Origin of the sequence: Photobacterium ganghwense (assembly GCF_017329545.1) — a bacterium.
Taxonomy (GTDB): Bacteria; Pseudomonadota; Gammaproteobacteria; order Enterobacterales; family Vibrionaceae; genus Photobacterium; species Photobacterium ganghwense.
In genome coordinates this window covers 787,613-805,617 of the sequence record NZ_CP071326.1, presented here as the reverse complement: position 1 = coordinate 805,617, position 18,005 = coordinate 787,613, and the positions used below count along the sequence as shown (strand labels likewise).

At 47.1% G+C, this 18,005-nt stretch carries 21 protein-coding genes; 4 read left to right on the top strand and 17 right to left on the bottom strand.

What is annotated here, in order from left to right:
* Positions 1-3 precede the first annotated feature (3 nt).
* From FH974_RS19580 to FH974_RS19565, 4 genes are all read right to left on the bottom strand, one after another.
* Positions 4-861, bottom strand: a complete 858-nt coding sequence (locus FH974_RS19580; RefSeq protein WP_207104104.1) for a hypothetical protein — start codon at positions 859-861, stop codon at positions 4-6.
* Positions 861-2,780 carry an AAA family ATPase gene (locus FH974_RS19575; protein ID WP_207104103.1) on the bottom strand — a complete coding sequence of 640 codons (1,920 nt, stop codon included), beginning with the start codon at positions 2,778-2,780 and terminating at the stop codon, positions 861-863. Before FH974_RS19575 ends, FH974_RS19580 begins: the two co-directional genes overlap by 1 nt.
* The gene (locus FH974_RS19570; RefSeq protein WP_207104102.1) at positions 2,777-3,829 is read right to left on the bottom strand and encodes a metallophosphoesterase family protein; all 1,053 of its coding nucleotides are present in this window, start codon (positions 3,827-3,829) and stop codon (positions 2,777-2,779) included. The genes FH974_RS19575 and FH974_RS19570 overlap by 4 nt, the downstream gene beginning before the upstream one ends.
* Before the next feature lie 328 nt (positions 3,830-4,157).
* The gene (locus FH974_RS19565) at positions 4,158-4,487 is read right to left on the bottom strand and encodes a hypothetical protein (protein ID WP_207104101.1); all 330 of its coding nucleotides are present in this window, start codon (positions 4,485-4,487) and stop codon (positions 4,158-4,160) included.
* Between the two features lie 158 nt (positions 4,488-4,645).
* Between FH974_RS19565 and FH974_RS19560 the strand changes: the two genes are divergently transcribed.
* The 4 genes from FH974_RS19560 to cspE all read left to right on the top strand — a co-directional run bounded on the left by FH974_RS19560 (position 4,646) and on the right by cspE (position 6,979).
* On the top strand, positions 4,646-5,092 hold the full coding sequence (locus tag FH974_RS19560) for a tellurite resistance TerB family protein (RefSeq protein WP_207104100.1): 447 nt from the start codon (positions 4,646-4,648) through the stop codon (positions 5,090-5,092).
* Positions 5,089-5,250: a DUF3927 family protein gene (locus FH974_RS26470; protein ID WP_207104099.1), complete on the top strand. Its 162-nt coding sequence runs from the start codon at positions 5,089-5,091 to the stop codon at positions 5,248-5,250. Before FH974_RS19560 ends, FH974_RS26470 begins: the two co-directional genes overlap by 4 nt.
* 262 nt (positions 5,251-5,512) lie before the next feature.
* A complete protein-coding gene (locus FH974_RS19550) occupies positions 5,513-5,914 on the top strand; it encodes an H-NS family histone-like protein (RefSeq protein ID WP_207104098.1) in 402 nt (133 codons plus the stop codon).
* An 855-nt stretch (positions 5,915-6,769) separates the two neighbouring features.
* On the top strand, positions 6,770-6,979 hold the full coding sequence (gene cspE / locus FH974_RS19545) for a transcription antiterminator/RNA stability regulator CspE (protein ID WP_047884398.1): 210 nt from the start codon (positions 6,770-6,772) through the stop codon (positions 6,977-6,979).
* 125 nt (positions 6,980-7,104) lie between these two features.
* Here cspE and FH974_RS19540 read toward each other — a convergent pair whose 3' ends face one another.
* The 13 genes from FH974_RS19540 to FH974_RS19480 all read right to left on the bottom strand — a co-directional run bounded on the left by FH974_RS19540 (position 7,105) and on the right by FH974_RS19480 (position 17,948).
* Entirely contained in the window at positions 7,105-7,389 is a 285-nt protein-coding gene (locus FH974_RS19540) for a hypothetical protein (RefSeq protein WP_047884399.1), read from the bottom strand.
* Positions 7,390-7,435: 46 nt separating this feature from the next.
* Entirely contained in the window at positions 7,436-8,026 is a 591-nt protein-coding gene (locus FH974_RS19535; protein ID WP_047884400.1) for a hypothetical protein, read from the bottom strand.
* 68 nt (positions 8,027-8,094) lie between these two features.
* On the bottom strand, positions 8,095-8,403 hold the full coding sequence (locus FH974_RS19530; protein WP_207104097.1) for a hypothetical protein: 309 nt from the start codon (positions 8,401-8,403) through the stop codon (positions 8,095-8,097).
* A gap of 96 nt (positions 8,404-8,499) precedes the next feature.
* Positions 8,500-8,922, bottom strand: a complete 423-nt coding sequence (locus FH974_RS19525; protein ID WP_207104096.1) for a hypothetical protein — start codon at positions 8,920-8,922, stop codon at positions 8,500-8,502.
* 50 nt (positions 8,923-8,972) lie between these two features.
* Positions 8,973-10,007, bottom strand: a complete 1,035-nt coding sequence (locus FH974_RS19520; RefSeq protein WP_207104095.1) for a recombinase RecA — start codon at positions 10,005-10,007, stop codon at positions 8,973-8,975.
* A 2-nt stretch (positions 10,008-10,009) separates the two neighbouring features.
* On the bottom strand, positions 10,010-10,231 hold the full coding sequence (locus FH974_RS19515; RefSeq protein WP_207104094.1) for a hypothetical protein: 222 nt from the start codon (positions 10,229-10,231) through the stop codon (positions 10,010-10,012).
* A complete protein-coding gene (locus FH974_RS19510) occupies positions 10,228-11,166 on the bottom strand; it encodes a 5'-3' exonuclease H3TH domain-containing protein (RefSeq protein WP_207104093.1) in 939 nt (312 codons plus the stop codon). The genes FH974_RS19515 and FH974_RS19510 overlap by 4 nt, the downstream gene beginning before the upstream one ends.
* Before the next feature lie 70 nt (positions 11,167-11,236).
* Positions 11,237-12,184 carry a hypothetical protein gene (locus FH974_RS19505; RefSeq protein ID WP_207104092.1) on the bottom strand — a complete coding sequence of 316 codons (948 nt, stop codon included), beginning with the start codon at positions 12,182-12,184 and terminating at the stop codon, positions 11,237-11,239.
* 127 nt (positions 12,185-12,311) lie between these two features.
* Positions 12,312-12,752, bottom strand: a complete 441-nt coding sequence (locus tag FH974_RS19500; RefSeq protein ID WP_047884406.1) for a hypothetical protein — start codon at positions 12,750-12,752, stop codon at positions 12,312-12,314.
* 183 nt (positions 12,753-12,935) lie between these two features.
* Positions 12,936-16,292, bottom strand: a complete 3,357-nt coding sequence (gene dnaE, locus FH974_RS19495; RefSeq protein ID WP_207104091.1) for a DNA polymerase III subunit alpha — start codon at positions 16,290-16,292, stop codon at positions 12,936-12,938.
* Positions 16,289-16,498 (bottom strand): hypothetical protein, encoded by a 210-nt coding sequence (locus FH974_RS19490; RefSeq protein WP_207104090.1) that lies wholly within the window; start codon positions 16,496-16,498, stop codon positions 16,289-16,291. Before FH974_RS19490 ends, dnaE begins: the two co-directional genes overlap by 4 nt.
* Positions 16,495-16,668, bottom strand: a complete 174-nt coding sequence (locus FH974_RS19485; protein ID WP_157038309.1) for a hypothetical protein — start codon at positions 16,666-16,668, stop codon at positions 16,495-16,497. Before FH974_RS19485 ends, FH974_RS19490 begins: the two co-directional genes overlap by 4 nt.
* 23 nt (positions 16,669-16,691) lie before the next feature.
* Positions 16,692-17,948, bottom strand: coding sequence for an AAA family ATPase (locus FH974_RS19480; protein WP_207104089.1), 1,257 nt, complete (start codon positions 17,946-17,948; stop codon positions 16,692-16,694).
* Positions 17,949-18,005 lie beyond the last annotated feature (57 nt).

Below are 18,005 nucleotides of genomic sequence, written 5' to 3'. Positions count from 1 at the left end.
GCATCACCATGAGCCGAAAAGCTCGTTATCCTCGTATCCAGTAGTTATATTTTTGCTTGGTTCATCCGGCACACAATCGTCAATCGCAATGGATGAAACCGTATATCCGGAGATTTCGTCCCTTGCCAGCGTCTTTCTCTTGGCTCCAATCGCAGCCATGTAGCTAACGAGATCGGCAACAAGCCCACTCTCTTCCCCTGATATTGACGCCACCACGATTTCCGAGCCACTTTGCAGCTCACAGTATCCAAAGGCACATTTGCTCTTCTCGTCGTCCACATTGGAAAGGACAATGGTCTTGCGGGACTGAGCAATATTCATGGCAAATTCATCGAGATCTTGATAGCCAACCGAAAAGTCATCCGCCAGTTCATCAGCGATATCGGTAATCAGCCGGTTGCGTCTCATCAGAGCTTCCAACGAAACGGCTGTTAAAGTCGATGACGCGAACGTTAGGTGCTTCCCAACTTCGTCAGATATCGAGTAGAAGATCTTTTCGCTGGAGGCCACCACGGGCATCAGGTATCGCCAGCGCTCAACATCGGCACCGTTCTGAACGTTAATGTCTAAGTCGCCAATGCCTTCGAGGCCAATGGCCGCATCACAAGGCCCCTTTTCTCCGCCACCGGTAACACGGCCAATTTGGCTTTTGAAGTTAACCTGGAGTGTGTCAAACATCTTCAAGCCGACTTCCATCAACATTTCTTCATAGCCTCGCGGAACGCCTCTCTCCGCAATAACGCTATCAACAATCGTCCCCTCTTTGTCGCCAGAAACGATACCGAGTGTAATGGCATCAGCCATCACACCCGCGAACCACTGACCAAGCGCACGAACAGAAGGAGTGATAAAGGCAGTCATCACGCTTCCTCCATTCGGGATTGGCCGTCTTTCTTCACAACCGTTATGGTCTGGCGAATCCAAGATTTAAGGTCGTTGTGGCTGATCACCATTACCGTTCCTCGCTCAATGGCCTTCTCTTCCAGAATCCCCATCAAGCGCTCCAAGCCGGACTCATCAAGCGCATCGTCAATTTCATCGCCGACAAACAACTCAATATTCTTGGTCGCCCGGCTCGCTACCAGATCTTGAAGTGCCAATGTCGTCGCGATACGAACCTTGCGCTTCTCACCGCCAGATAGTCCGGCAAAGGAATCAGCGCCATACACGTTGTTAACCGAAATGCCGAACTTATCCTTTGATTCGCCTTTCTTCGTTAGCTCAACCGTCTGCCACACTGCGGAGATCGCCCCGTCTGAAAGAGCATTCAGGTAATGCGCTGTCCTCTCATTCAGGAATGGCGTTACCGCTTCAAGGATATGGTTGCGAACCCCTTTCGGAGAAAACACCTCACGCGCGGCCGCCAGCTCTTTGATATTCCGTCGTCCAACTTCAACATTGGCTTTCAGCTCACCAAGGCTTGAACGTAGCTCTTTGGCTCTTTCTTGTTTCGTGCTGATCATGCTCAGATATGGGTTTGTCTCACGGGCAATGCTGTCCGCTTGCGCACGGGCATCCTTGGCACGGTCTTTTGCTACTTTTACGGAGGCTTCGATACGTGAAACCGACAACAGCTCGTTATTCAGCTTTGAAATCTGCTCAGTGGCAGCGGTTGTATCCGGACGGGCAGCAATCACCTTTTCGAGATTAGCCTTGGCATTCTCAATGGCCTTGTCAGCAGCTTCAATCTGAGGCTTTAGCTCATTGGCCTTGGCAACGAAATCCCCTGCACGCTTCTTGTGGTTCGAGCAAACCGCATCTAAATCACCCGCCCCATATGGCTTACCACACTCTCCGCATGGCTTGCCAACCTGATCGGCAACGCCCCTTGCATCCAATGCAGCCTTTTTCGCAGCTTCTACAAAGCTGGAATATTCACGACTGAGACGGTCTTTATTGCTCTCGGCAGACACTACAGCGCCTCGCGCATCAAACTCAAGGTCACGATGTTTGTCAGCACCGGCAATGGTTGCTTTTACTCGCTCAATCTCGGCTCGGATATCCTCGCTGGATCTATCCGTATCCAAAGACAACTCGTATTCAGCAGCCTCAGCACCCAGTCGCCCCGCTTCCTTGAGCGCATTGGCCTTTCGCTCTTCTCGCTGTGCATCCCACTCAGTCACTTTGTCCTTTAATAGCTTGATTTCGCCAACCAGAGAGCGCAGTTGGTCGGCAGTGGATTCCAACTTAGTTTCCTCCGATGCAAGACGAGTCGCTGCGGTATTGTGACGATCACGGGCAATGTCGTAAGCACGGGTCAGACGATCAATGCCAGCGGCTTCCTCAACGATGGCTTTCAGGTTCTTATCAGTCATACCAGGCAAGTCAGCCATGCCTTCCTGACTCGCATAAATCGAGGCAAGAAACACGTCTTTTGAACAGCCAAACAACCGGACAATCATTTCCTGAGTGAGCTTATCTGTGCCTTTAGTGATTTCACCGTCTTCACTAAACACTTGAACATGGTTCTTGCCGGTTGGATGCTTGCGGTGACGGACAATCGAATAGCGCTTTCCATCATCCTCGACTGTCGCGCAGACCCGAGTGCCCTTTCCTGACTTGCGGTTTACGACTTGGTCGGCTTTCAGGCCATGAGCGGTTTCACCATAAAGCACCCAGCACAACGCATTAAGCAGTGTGGACTTGCCTGCGCCATTGGACTCGGCGGAACTGTCATCTTCGTTTCGACCTTGAATCAAAACCAATCCGCGATCACTTAGCGAAACCTTGGCTTCGCCAATCGTCATGAACTTTTCAATATCTAAAGAAAGCAGCTTCACGCCAAACCCTCCGCCTCTGTCAAAATGTCTTCACAAACGCCAAATAAGCGCTTTTCATCAACGCCCCCTGTCACTGCATAACTTTTGCAGTAAGCGCCCACAGAATCGCGCAGGGAGTCGATTTTGGACGTTTCCGAACTGGACTTAACGACAGTGGTAGATTTCACAAAAGAGCAGACAATTCCTTTTGCGCCTAACGCCTCAAGTGATTTGCGTCTTAGTAGCGCCTCTTCGTCAGACTCTACAGTTCCCTTGGCTCGGACGTAGTTGCCCGCGATCTCTCTTTCATCGCAATCGGCCAAATCAAGGAACTTAGGCGCTGAGGTTTCGAAATGAGTTATCCCGGTCCCGCCCACAATCACGCATCCGGCCAGCGAACCAATATCGCCCCAATTGTGGTGAGTCAGAGCACCTACGGATATCACCGTGTCATTCATCCGTTTGTGGTTGTGGTAATGGCCTGAAAACACTTTTCCAAAGCCAATTTCCGCCAACTCTCCGGCATCAATGCCGACATCCGGCAGTCCCATGATCACGCCATTGACCGGCGCATGAATGATTGCGTTCCAATTACAGGCATCCTCGTCCAGCTCACTTTTGGCCTTTTTGAGTTTGCTAAGCAGCTCGGCGCTATTGTCATGCCATGACAGCATCATCACCTTGTCGTCATGGAAGAATTTAGGCGTGGAGCCACATACAATTTCCGCCCCAATGGATTGCAGAGCTGATGATGTGCTCGCGTAGAAAACCGACTCTTTAGTTTCAAGGTCGTGGTTGCCAGCCAGAATCCGAACTTCCAAGCCGACTTCGTTGATAATCTTGGAGTAACACTCGATAACGCGGTTTAGAACCAGCGGAGAAACATTGCCCCTTACATGGAACATATCTCCGGCATGATAAAGACGGTCACAGCCAGCCTTTTTCATCAGCTTAGCCGCCTCAATGGTCGCGCTCAGTTGCTCAGCAAGGCGAGAGTTTTCGCCTGCCGCTGATGTTTTGGCGAACTGAGTAAACGCATGGTAATGAGTGTCTGAAATGATACCGAACATGATACCTCTCTACTGCATGTTACGATTACAAAGCTGGCAAGCCATAAGTCACCGCTTACCAACTTAACGACTAAATTTAATCCCCAATTTTAGAGCGAAGGATGTATGCAAGGTATAACGCCAGAGCGATGAACGCATAGCAGATTACAGCTTCTATCATTTTGTTTGTCCTCTTGTTGGTCATCTAAGCTATTGGCTGCAATCTTCTCATAGCCACATAGGGATTCAACGGAGGACAAAGGCCAGTCAATTTGAACTAAAGACATCGCGGGAATCTCATCACAGTGGCAGTCTCCGCCGCAAAATTCACAGAAAGGAACCGTCGCCATCACGCCCTCTTCATCAATGCTTCACCAACCCAACCTTTCTTGTGAACTGTCGCTATTCCTTGAACTTCCGGCAAAATCTCGGTGCTGTCCGCATGTGGTGTTTCGTTGAAAATCCAGTAGTAATACTGGTCTAAGATATACGCCGCACGATCCGGATGCTGACACATTTTTTGCGCTATTACGAACGACCACTTATCACAACGGCTGATTGATTTCGCCGCATACCAGTAGCAAGCAGTGTCCCTATCCACCCCATCAAACTTCACCTTAAATGCTGCGTAAAGAGCACAGTTAAGAGTGAAATCAACTCGGTCTAATACTTTTTGCATTGGTGTAACTCTACTTGTTTCAAGTGGTGGCGAGTCTACTTCCTGATGATAAGGCGATCAATAAAAATAAATAAGCGTTGACTTACTTTTGTAACCTGTCATATAAATCCGGCAGACAGCAAGACATAACAATTCTTTTTATTTGATAGGTATCAGCAATGCTCGGACGTTTTTTCAGTAAAAAAGCAAAAGCAGCAGGTGTAGAGCTTAAACGCATTGAGAACCGCGACCTAATGGAAGCAATCGTGGGCGGCTGCCTACTGGTTGCGGCTGCAAATGATAAGAACGGTAAGGTTGACGAGTCTGAAATGACACGTATCCACAATCTGATCCGCACCAATAAGAACCTGGAGCACTTCGGCGCTGAAATCCAAGAGATTATCACCCGAACCAAGGCTCGTCTTGAGGCTTCGTTTATCGCAGCCCGTCTTGAGATCATGCGTGAGATTGAAGATATTGCGGATGATACTGAGCAGGCACAGGATGTAATGGCTAACGTCATTACCGTTGCGCTGGCAGATGGTGATGTTGACGAGGCGGAGTATGCCGTTCTTGAGCAAATCGCTATGACACTAGGCTTGCATATTGACGATTGGACTCAATGAACGATAACCTAAGATTTTCACTGGTTTTGCTACTGATGTTTGCGGTGATCACCGTAGACTTTGCCAGCAAATTCCTTTCGATTGTGGTTGATGGAGCCTTAGTTACAGCAGCTTTGTGCATTCTCTTTCCGCTATATCGAAAAGACCGTATTCAATAGAAACGACGACAGACCGTTAGCCACCAGTTGGTGCGTTGACCTTAGCCATTTCGTCTATACTCCGTAAGTCAAAGCCCACCGAAGTGGGCTTTTTTTGTTAGATAATATAGTGAATCGTATCTTTTAAAGATCACAACTATTCACTTTAACTCAGTAACAACCTAGAAACAAATTCTTAAAAAAACGACCACTAAAAATATAGATTAGATAAAAAGGTATTAGTTCTGTAATATAAAGATTCATGCTACCGAAAAAATAAATTATGAGAAACATTATTAAGTTATTAACAAACATCCGTAGTTTACGTGCCTTTGCTCGTGAATATATGACTCTGGAACAGCTTAAAGATGCGCTGGAAAAACTGACTCAGGTTGTCAAAGAACGCGAAGCCGAAGAAGAACAACTTAAAGCGGAAAATAAAGAACGAGCCGAAAAGTTGGAAGTGTATCGCCAAATGCTTCTAGATGATGGTATTAAACCAGAAGAGCTTTTGTCTAAATCAATCCCTTCTACAAAGAAAAAAACTCGACAAGAAAACCAAGAAAAATATAGATTCACTAATGAAAAAGGTGAGGTAAAAACGTGGACTGGTTTTGGACGAATGCCGAATGCTTTAAGAAAAGCTCTAGATGAAGGCGCGAAGTTACGCGATTATCGAATTTAAGATATACAAAAATCAGCTCAAAGCCGCGAAATCCATCGTGGCTTTTCATTGCAAAATATAACCCGCCATTCCGATTTAATTCATCACCTTTATTTCACATTTAATATATATTTTATGTTTATTAACAAAAAATTATCACTCTATAAAATAGGGCAACACTTCAATTTTATAGAGTGAATTTTATAGATAAAAATTAAATTTTAGGTCATTATGATTTATAATTTTTTCTCAATTAAACATTTAACATAAATACTTACTGAACATAACGAGGCATCGTCGTTTTTGGTATCACATCAGAGGAAGAAAGATTGCCATTAATTATGGCTGTGAGAAAAAAGAAGATAATTAATTAGTAGGAAAAATTAGAATGAAAATTTTTAAATTTCACTTATAACTATTCCATATGAGAAAACATGTCTTCATCATGAAATGTATCACTTTTCGACCAAACCCAACTCTGGTTTTAGTTTTACCTATCATCTACACGCAATACACGCAATACACGCAATACACGCAATACACGCAATACACGCAATACACGCAATACACGCAATACACGCAATACACGCAATACACGCAATACACGCAATACACGCAGAAAGCTGCCACGCCCTATTGTAAAGTTATTATTAAAAATCGAAAAAAACTTTACATCCATTTTCAATCAGGTATGATCTCAACCTGCTCTGATGTTCAGATTTATTAATGAAACTCCAAGTAAAAGTAAACCCTAAGAATTTCTTCGTTAATGTTGTTATCCTCTGTGTTTCCCTTAGCTTCATCGTCACATTCAATAATTCAATCTTCAGAGAATCGAAGTAACATTATTAATTTTTAATATATAAGGGACACTACATGTCTAAAGCAACTGGTATCGTAAAGTGGTTTAACGAAGAGAAAGGTTTTGGTTTCATTACTCAAGACAATGGCGGTGCTGACGTATTCGTTCATTTCCGCGCAATTGCTTCAGAAGGTTTCAAAACTCTTTCTGAAGGCCAAAAAGTATCTTTCGATGTAGAGCAAGGTCAAAAAGGCCCTCAAGCAGCTAACGTTGTAGCTCTATAATTGAAATTTTGGCGTAAGTGGATAACCCACTTACGCCAACTAAGAATCAGCAACGCTGCACTGAGAAAGTCAAAACGTAATACCTTACTCCAAGACTACACTCTTCAAAAATTTGTTCTCCACGTCTAAAGCGCTTTCTTCTTGAAGTATTTCAGCGGCAAATACCGCTGCAGGGCACCGCCTTGAGACTCGTAGTTCATGACTAATGCCCTATCCATGAATCTATCAACTGTTGTTACATAAAGCTCTTGGCTTTCCTTTACCAAAACGCCCACATGTTTTACCCCTCGCGCATCAATCTCGCGGATCGTCTCAACGTCCAGAGCCCAGCAAGCACATCCCTGTCGAATTGCCGCAAGTAAACTGGATTCACCGTTGCGGAATATCTCTTTGCGTGAGCGATAAGCCACATAAAGCCTCCTGCCTGATTTAAGCGTCCAAAATGCCCCGTATAGCTTACGCTTCTTCCTTAGATGCTCTACCTCTAAGCACTTTTTCTCGTATTTGATCATCATCGGCTACTGGCTCTAAGTAAATAGCGGTCAACTTCGACTGCTCATTTAAGAAATGCCCGTAAGACTTCCGCAGTATTTCACCGACCTTATCAACCGGTTTTCCGCCCATAGCCAGGTGATTAAACATCGAATGCTTGGCAACCATTGCGTCAAAATCGCCACTATACAGCTTCCGAACCTTCATGAACCGGATAATCTCTCCATCATCCGCCCCTACCAGTGCAACTGTCTTGCCGATCTCCAGCCTATCCATCCAAGTTGTTCCGGCCCTCATGGTATTGAAGGAGGATTGATTTAAGCCGATGAACGGCTTGCGGAAGGATAAGATCGGCACATAGCGCTGGCATGTTCTGATATGAACGTCAGCATGAGGTTCGGCTTTCTCGACAACTTTGTAAATTGGACAGCCGGTCTTGATGCCGCAGGAGTTACAAATAAGTCCAGTTCTTGCCAGAACGGACTGCGGCTCAATGGTGTAAACACCATCTTCAGTCTTACGAACCCAACGGGCTTTCTTAACATCAAGGCTCATGGTCGGAATCACTCTACTCTATGTTTTTCGAGGATATTCCAACCGATGAGCCAAGTAAGTCAAGGTTATTAAGCGACAGCTTTCGCCCTAATGTCCTTGATTGAAATAGGAATTAAGCGTTCGCTTAGTCCGAACGTATGTTCTGAGCCAGCCGGATAGAATGCCAGCTCGGTGTCAAAGACTACTTCCCCATCGTCCATCGCAAACGCATAGGTTGTTTCATTCGCATCGCGACGCATACGAGTGACCATGCCAGCGGCTTCTGAGTGCGGCACTTGTTCACCAATGAAAGTGCCAAAACCGATTGTTTCCCAGTGTCTTACACCTTCTTTCTTCACTGGTCTGTAAAGTCCAATAACACGCGAACCGATTTCCATTTTTACCTCTCTTGTTGCTCTTATTGCGCTTGTTGCTTGTGTTTATCTTATTGCGGATATACAAGGTAAATAAGCTCTACACCTTGTATTAGTAAGTCATTGGTGACTGATTTTATCTTTAATGGCTAAGATCGAACGATAACGTTGATAGGTTGACTCGCTAATCCGCTTGCCCGTGATGTTCTCAATCACTTTAATAGACTGCTCCACAGTCAAATCTTTACTCTGAACCTGACTCACCACTTCAATGATTTCAGCCTTGCTGTCGTAGCCTAGATACGCTCTCTCAAGCCGTGACTTCAAATCATCCCGCACTCGCTGACGAGTATCAGCTTCCAAATCTGACTTGTGATAGCGGTAAAGAAAGGCACGGCTCATTAGTGTGGCCAGCTCACGGTCGCCAAACAAAGAAAACGCTTCTTCCTCTACCAGTTTGCGCGGCACGGTGCTTTCCATATCCGCACGTCCAAGCGGATCACGTCTGCCTTGGCTATTCAGCAATTGTGTAATCCAGTTCATAATGAAACTCCCAAAAAGGGGGCTTACGCCCCCAACTCTCAATTAGCGGCTTATTCTTCCTCTGATGCTTCCACCAAAGCCGTCTTCTTCTCAGCTTTGTCGAATAGTGGCAGCATTGCCTCTACCCCACGCTCTTCGAAGAAAGAAACCAGCTCTTTCCGGCGATATTTCTTCTCGCCATACTTGATGTATCCAGAAGACTTCTCAAGAATGCCAACTTCGCATAGGTGGTCAATTGAGCTACCGATAACATCGAATCCTCGGTCTGTATCGAAGTAGTAATCCCATGTTGCGCGCTGGAACGGCTCTGACACTTTGTTCTTGATACACTCGGCGCCAATGGACTGCCCTGTTTTCTCCGAACCCTCTTTGATTTGAGAGCGACCTAGCTTGATTCGAACAGAGGCATAGAACTCCGGAGCATTACCGCCTGGGCTTGTAGTAGGATCACCAAACATCACCCCGATTTTCGTGCGAATCTGGTTTAGGAATAACATGCAGCAATTGTATTTACGCGCCCAAGCCGCCAGTGTTGGGAAGTTTGCGGCAGTAGCACGCGCCAGCGCCGTATTGTCATTCATACCCAAATCATCACCGGCTTCCATCTTGGCGAATTTAGATCTCGGAACCATTGAGGCCAGTGAGTCATAGACGATGATGATCGGCGCTTCATCCGGAATCAGCTTATTCTCACGAACTGTTTTAAGCAGCTTGCCAGTTAGCTCTACCGAGTCCTCAAACGTATCAGGCTGCTTGTAAACCCATTGACCATCATCCTCGTCAATGTTTAAGCCATACTTGGCGGCCAGCTCACTGACGAATGAGTTTTCATGGTCAAGGAACACCGCAATCCCACCCATGCGCTGAGCAGAAATCATTGCCTGAGTAGCAAGCAGGGTTTTACCTGCTGAAGATGGGCCGAACATTTCGATAATGCGACCACTAGGGAAACCGCCACGGTAAGAACCAGAGATAGCCTTATTTAGCGGAGGGAAGCCAGTCGAAAGCCAAACTTTAACGCCTTGGATAGTGTCGTTTCCGCCAACTGCCTTTTTCAATGCCGCTGCTAGAGGTGATACTGCCATTATTACTTCTCTCCGATTTTCAGGTATTTCTTTACACGTTCACTGATTTTTTCGTATTGCTCGCTAACCTTTGATAGCTCACTATTGGTTAGCGTTTTGCCCGTTCTTGCTTGGTAAAGCATTGGGATACTTGCCATTACACCAACGCCATACAGGTAAACAATCTCTTTGGCTAAACCCGCTGGCGTAGCAATGGCGTCTTTTTCAAGAATGCTTTTAATCACAAGCAGAACCTCTTGAATGGAGTCACGAACACCTCAATTTCATCCACGATGGACTGAAAGCTCAGATCAAGGCATTTGTTCTCAAACTCAGCCTCGTCATAGCGAGGAGGGATTGTTTCGATGTTCTCCGGCATCATTTCCAGATCGGCCAAGTTCATCAGCTTCACATTGCGCCGGAAGATATCGAGCATCCCCATTTCCACCTTCTTGTTAAATTCATTGTTGGCTAAGGCGAAATACTTCCTACGGCCACGCCCTTTGAAGTCATCAACGGTAATTTCTCCGCTTCTGGCCTTTTTAACGAACTCAATAACAGAGCCGCACTCATTCAATAGCTCCAGCGCACCAGACTCACCAATACCACCTACACCATCAATTTCATCCGACTTATCGCCGACCAGAGCTTTAAACTCCAAATACTGACGTGGTGTTTGAAGCCCCGTTTTCTCGCCTAGGTAAGACAGCCTGGTAATTTCGTCTTTCCGAACATTCAGCAGGCTTACGTTCTCATCTAGCAAAGTCAGCCAGTCGTTATCGCCCGTGTATAAGTAGATGTGCTCTACGTGGCTTTTGAATCTCCGGCAAAGCATACCCGCCAGATCATCAGCTTCTCCGTCATGCGCTACCAACTGACGGACACCAAGCAAGGACAGCATCAGCTTGATATCGTCCCTTTGCTGTCTGAATTGGATTCGCATTTCTTTCAGCTTCGGATTGTCGCTGCGCTTACCCTTGTATTCCGGATACAAAGCGGTTCGTTTGATTGGTTCGCCGTCCCATAGAACATAAGGTCGAGCATTCAGCTCACGGCAGTATTTGCGGATATTACGAAGCATCCCGAAAATCGCTTGGACTTGTCTTCCACCCGCTGTCAGTGTCGCTCCTTGCTGGCAGAAGTAGCCAAGCGAATGTGCGTCAACAAGCAATAGGTTCATACCCATCACCTCACTAAATTAAATTGGGAATTAGGAAGGAATGGGTGAGGTTTCCCCCACCCACTTGCGATTAAAGGTCAGCTAGTAGAGCGTCAAGATCGTCTAGGTCGCTTGAAGAGTCTGCCTCAGCAGTGGTAGCATCCTCGATCTCAACATCAGAGGTTGGTGTCGGTTCTGGCTTGAACTCCGTTTCCATAGCGGCTTTCAATTCTTCATCTAGTAGTGAATCCAGATCTTCGTCAACAGCAGTTGAGGTGGTGCTCACGGATGTTGTTGCAGCAACGCCGTGAGTGCCAGTCCCCGCACTTGATGCAGAAGATACGTAGCCGATAGCCGGAACACTTGAAACCAGTGGCAAACCGATAACAGCATTTGCCTTGTTTAGTGTGGTTAGCAGACGTGCCTCATCAACACGCTCAGTCAGCAGCTCAATATTGATTAGCTTGTCCATAGTGTCGGCAGCCAGTGCTTTCTTACGCTTAGGAGAAGCAGAAACAGTGTATTTGGTGTCTGTGCCTGTTCCGGTGCGAGTAATCACGAACGGATAGCCTTCTTCCAGTGATAGCGGATCACCAAAGCCTTCATCCATGTGCTCAATCAGACGGTCTTGAATCTGATCGAAACATGTAGACGCAAGTTCGATTAGCTGAACACCCTTGTCTTCTTGGCCTTCAACAATACCATTCCACAGGTAACGCTTGGCAGAGCGCATTTTGTTGATTGTGTTTTCCATAGCTTTGTCGCCTTTGTAGCGAGCCAAGCCTTCGTAAACCGCTTCACAAATCGGGCACTGCTCATCGTGGGTCTGTTTGGTGCATAGGTATACAGACATTTTCTCGCCATCTTTCTTAACGAAATGCTGTCCGTATGTTTTAAACGGAAGACCGCCATCTTTTGAACCCAGAAGACGAATGACGTTCTCGCCGTCTTTCAGCTTATAAGTGTCGATGCGGGATGATGCGCGTTTTTCCTCTTCGCGTTTTTTGTTGGCCTTTAGTAGTTCTAGGATGTTTGACATTTTTGATTTCCTTGATTTTTTCAGTTCTCTACGGTATCTCCAAGAGCTGTGCGTCTTGCGCGAGTGCTCTCTTTGACTTCGCGCCAATAATAAGTCAGCGCTTAATTAGTTTTCAAGATTTTTTTGATCACTCTTGCGGGTGCTTTTTGAGAGCAGTAAAAGTCGATGAACCGGTCTTCTCCAACTCCAAAAATTCACGTTTAGAAGCCTGCACAATCATGTCTCGGCGATGACGGAAAGCCTCAAGTGCATACTTCGCCTTCTCACAATCAGACTTGGCCGCATCATATGCTTCGCGTGCTGCTCTCATCTTCTCGTGATTCTTCATTTTCGATTCAATTAACGACTCAGTCGGACGGATGCCAGATAGGCTCAAGTCAGCTCGGATAGTGTTGTATAGCCTTGCCTCCACTTCTTCCATCACTTGCTTGGCCTTCGCCACTCGTCGCTCAGATTGAGTAAGTTTGTCGGCGTATTGGAAGAATAAGATCGCCTGATTACTCCATACTTCATCGAGATTTGAACGGTCGAATGCTAAATCTGACAGCGTTTGTTCTACGTTAAACATCTTGCACACCCTCAATAAGATGTTGGGCTTGTTGTCCTTGTTGGGACACATCAAACTATACAGAAACGAGAAAGGGGTAAAAGCCCCAACCTCAAAAAAGTAAGTCACCGATGACTATAAATTGAAAATTAAAAGTAGAATCTTGTGCAAAGCAAAATCAGACCTATCTTTCTATTGATTGATTTAGCCGTTGACTATCTCATAGGCTTTTTTGCAGATATCTTCCAGCTCGGTTTTCTTCTCAGGTTTGAAGTGCAACATACCTGGATTAAAGCCGAATATGATGTTGCAATCCCTTGCAGAATCATACTCGTTGCGACCGGACAGCTCACTTGGCTTGAGCTTGGAGGTATTGAAATACCCAGCCGCCAGCGAACCCATTGCGATCACCACCGTAGGCTTGGTGTATTCCAATTCATGCGCAAAGTAGTCCTTAAACAGGTTGATTTGCTCGGAGGTGAATTGCTCATCCTTACCCTTCACAATCTTCATCAAACTGGTGGCGTAAATATCCCCCATTTTGAACCCTGCATTAGTAAGCGCTGTCTTAAAGTCATCGTGACCTTCTGACATGATATAGCCGGATTTCTCATCCCATCCATTAGGGGCGTCAAGCACGATCATCACTTTGGGCTTTCTGCCAATAGTCGGACGCACAATGGCTTCCCCTAGCTCAGTCTCCTTCTCAATGCGACTATGCAAAGCATTCACTTGGGCGCAAACCTTGGCGTCACAGATAAAGTCACGCTCAACACCGACAGCATCAATCATGATATCGCCCATTAAAGCCGCTTGATCTTTGCGTCTGTCAGGGTGTCGAGCGTCCAGTTCCTTTGGGTCAATGTCAGCAAATGCCCCTACTTTCCTAAGTGCCTCACGAACGCGAGCATTACAGGCTCGCTTTAAAACCACCTCTTCGAACTGCTCCACAGTAGAGAAACGACCACCGCATTTGGCACGAGCCTCAATAATGGCTTTCGCACCCGCAGCACTACAGCCTTTAACAGCGGAGAATGGCGCATACAGCACCGTTTGCTCTCGCTTGCTGTCATAGCCAATTTCTAGGCGATCTGAGCTATGGTTGATACAAGGCGGAACAACTTCGATACCGTGCTCACGCGCATCACGAACAATGGCCGGATGTTTGTCACTGCCCAAGATAGTAAGTGCTGCGGCAAAGAACTCAGCAGGATAGTATGTCTTGAGGTATGCAGAGCAGAATGACAGTAGCGAGTAAGCCACCGAGTGAGATTTGTTGAAGCCATAGCCTGCAAACTTCTCGATCTTGTCCCATACATCACCGGCGACAGCTTCCGGAATACCATTGACCTTCTCGCAGCCTTCAACGAACAGACTCTTCATCGAGGCCATCTTCTCGGCGTTCTTTTTACCCATAGCAGAGCGAACGGCATCCGCCTCAGCCATAGAGAACCCCGCCATGATCTGACAGGCTTTCATGGTTTGCTCCTGATAAACCATTACGCCGTTGGTTTCGCTAAGCAGTTCATCAAGCAGCGGATGAATCGCCTCTGCGCGCTCATAGCCTTTGGCAACGGCCACGAAAGTATCAAGTGCGCCTGACTGCATTGGACCCGGTCGGAACAGTGCTGTTGTCGCTGTTACCGTTTCAAACGTGAATGGCTCAATACCATTCCCAAGGTCACGAAGTGTTTTCTTCATGCCCGAAGATTCAAGCTGAAACACGGCTGTTGTTCTGCCTTCCGATAGCGTTTTCAGCGTCTTCTCGTCATCAAGCGGGACTGAGTAAATATCAATGTCCTTCCCGTGACGCTCTTTTACGTAGTCACAGGCCAGTTGGAGCAAATCGAGTGTCGCCAAGCCTAGAACGTCGAGCTTAACCAGCCCCATGTCCTCACAGTGCCGTTTGTCCCAATTGATAGTGCGCTCGCCGCCACGTCGCTCAACGACAGAACGGTTGGTAAGTTTGTCACCGGCAACAATCACACCCGCCGCATGTCGCCCATAGCCTCGCATCGTGTTTTGTAACTTACAGGCCAAATCAAACACGGCAGGATACTTGGCTGCAAACTTACCGATGCCACCCAGCTCTTCTTTCGCATCTTCCAAAGGCAAATTGTCACCGTCACCGGTAATTTCCTTGGTAACGGCCAGTTCAGTCTGGTCAATACCATAGATACGTCCGGCATCACGCAACGCAGAAGCGGAGCCTAAATACATGTAGTTTGGAATGCCGGCCACATACTCTTCACCGTATTTGCTCTCAAGATACTCAAGCACTTCATGACGGCGGGATTGTGAAAAGTCCAAGTCAGCATCGGGCAAGTCCAAACGCTCAGGGTTAATGAAGCGTTCAAACAGAAGACCATGCCGGATAGGGTCAGTTTCAGTAATGCCTAACGACCAGGCAACGACAGAACCCCCTACGGAACCACGACCGCAGCCCAATGGAATTTTGCGCGTTTTTGAAGCCTGAATCAGATCGTTTACCAGCAGAAAGTAAGGTGCAAAGCCAAGCTTTTTCAGAATGCCAAGCTCATACTTTAGCGCCTCGATGTATTTGGGACGCTCTGACTCAGGCGGAACATAGCCAAAACAAGGTTCGACAAAACGATCCTTCAAGCCTTTCACCGCCAACTCTGCCAGTGTCTTGTCTTCATCATCTGCCATTTTCGGCAATGACACGTCCAGCTTATGCCAGCGCCAGTTGCATTGCTCGATGATCAGGTCTTGGTTTGCCGATACGTAGTCCGGCGATACCCGAACACCCATGCGAACGGCGAACTCTTTCAGTGATTTCAGCAGGCGTGAGCGCTCTTGGATGCAGGACTCACGGTTGTATGGAACAAGAGCGCGATATGGCTGGTCAGCCTTAACGTTGTTGATAACCAGATACGCAAAGTCCTTGATATCGGCATCTTCAATGGTTTCGTAGTAGGCAGGATAGAACGCGGCTACAACCAGCTCTTTTTGATTGGCGTATTCAAGCGCTTTCTTGTTGATTTGGTCATACAGTGGCGTTTCGATCGGGTATAGCGCCATAACGCAGTCAGACGCATTCCCTGCGTCAATCATTTTATCTAATAGCTCCGCATGGGTTGGCAGCTTAAACACGCTCCCTTTGTCGCTGGAAAGCATCAGAACGTTGCCCTTTGCGAAACACTCCGCCACTTGCTCCGGACTTACGCGAGGTTTGAAATAGAACTGCTCTTCGCGGTTGCTAAGTGTCAGCAGCTCGCAAACGTCCACAAAGCCCTGATCGTTCTTGATTAGCAGGGTCATTGAGAACTCATCTTGTCTGATGCCTTTGGCGCTTTCCCCCGCTTCCTTGGTGCGGTATTCCAGTTGCGGATCTGGAACAATCGTCAGTCGGACACCGCAGATTACTTTTACATCAGTGTCAGTTGAGCCAAGCTGTGCCGGAATGATCGAGCTGATTGACATGGTATCGGCAACAACAATGGCCTCATATCCCATTTCAGCGGCTTTCGGAGCCAGCTTATCAGCCTTTAAAACAGATTCACCCAACGAAAACTCGGTGCGACACAGTAACGCTTTCATTTTTCTTTATCCTTTGGCGCTTTTTCTGGAACATAAAAACAAGTTGAGAAGCCCACCCGCTTTTCAAACTCTGCTTTGCTAATTAACTCTTGATAGAATGAGTAGCTGAAGTTGACGCGATCCCAGCCATCGGGATCTAAAATCACCAATCCGCTCTCTTCCATAGCCTCTTCCAGCCACTCAAGGCTTGTTCTTACCTCGCTCATTTCTTTTTACCTTTGCTGATTCCGTCCATTGGCAGGGTCGCGGTATCTTCACCAAAAATGTCTTTTACGCGACGCATCGCCTCTTCCTGACACTCTGGGAAGTGAGAGCAAGCCTCACATGGCTTGCCCTTTTTTCTTGCTGTTAGAATCGAACCAAAACAACCCAACACTTAAATCACCGCTTACTAATCAATCACCCAAAAATGCGCTGTAATGTTTCTTTAGCAGCCGTGATGCTGTCGGCAGGCAGCTTGTTAACCCATGCCTTTTCAAGACCAGCAGCTAAGTTACCTCGTAACATTCCCACTTTGGCGGCGTTGATTAGCTCACGAGGGCCGATAGTCATTGGCAGGTCTTGGCGCTCATATGCCTCTCGAACTCGCTTGGCAAAGTCGCACATCTTCAAGGCATCCTCTTCGCGTAGTGGAACATGCGCACGGATAAGTGCCGCCTCTGACTTGCGATCCATGTATTCAACTTTCTCAACAATCGCAAAGCGTGAGTAGTTAGCCGCGTTCTGGATATTAGTGCCCTGATACAAACCAGTTTCATCGCCAGAACCATTGGTGTTACCAGTGCCAATAAAGGCAAAGTGCTTGTGTGGGTTTACCTTGCGCCACTCAGGAGTAGCATTCTTGATGACCAGCGCTTCACCCTCCAGAACCGCCTGATAAGCCGATAGCACTTGAGCAAAGGCAAAATCGTATTCATCCGCGACGTAAACAAAGCCGTGACGCATTGCCATTGCCAATAAGCCAGGTTCGAAATAAGTGCCCTCTTGGCTCGCCAAGATTTGGCCGACGATCTCGGACTCTTCTGTAGAACCGGTATGCTGGGCGCGAATTAAAGGACGGTTCAGCGCAGCGCAAATTTGAGTAGATAGTGAGGTTTTGCCAGTTCCGGCATGTCCCCAAAAGTAAGCAGGCATACCAAGCTCGATAGCCATAGCCGCGTCCTTGGTCACTTCTGGCTGGAACACATAGCCAGAGGTGCGCTTAGGAATAAACTCAGGAAAAGGCGAGTTCAGGAATGCGGTCATCATAATTGGCTTGCCGGTTGAAGACTGTAGCGCTTTCAACGGCAGGCCAAGTGCCTCATGAAGAGCAACTTTCTCTGTGCGATACTCGGTTTCACCAATATGGCCGTGGATAGGAACAACCTTTTCCTCAGTGGCAGCGGAGGTAGTAGCCATTTCGCTTTTCTTGGTTTCAGACTTCCTCTCAGGGTCTTGGGTAGCGGCTCCACGCAGCGCCTCTTTCTGGCGGATCATGTGTAGCGCATATTCAGACAGGGTTGGGGCCTCTGGAAATTCAGCTTTGTATTTTTCGATATCGCCCCACCCTTCATGCTCTCTCTCAAGGTGTGGTTTGATCGCATGGGTAAGTTCACCGCAAAGGCGGCATGAAATTTTAGACTCTGCCAATGATGCTTTATCTGCTAATGCTGACATGTTGTTACCTCACGTAAACTTGTTTCTTTGTAAATTGGACACTGCGAATATTAAATA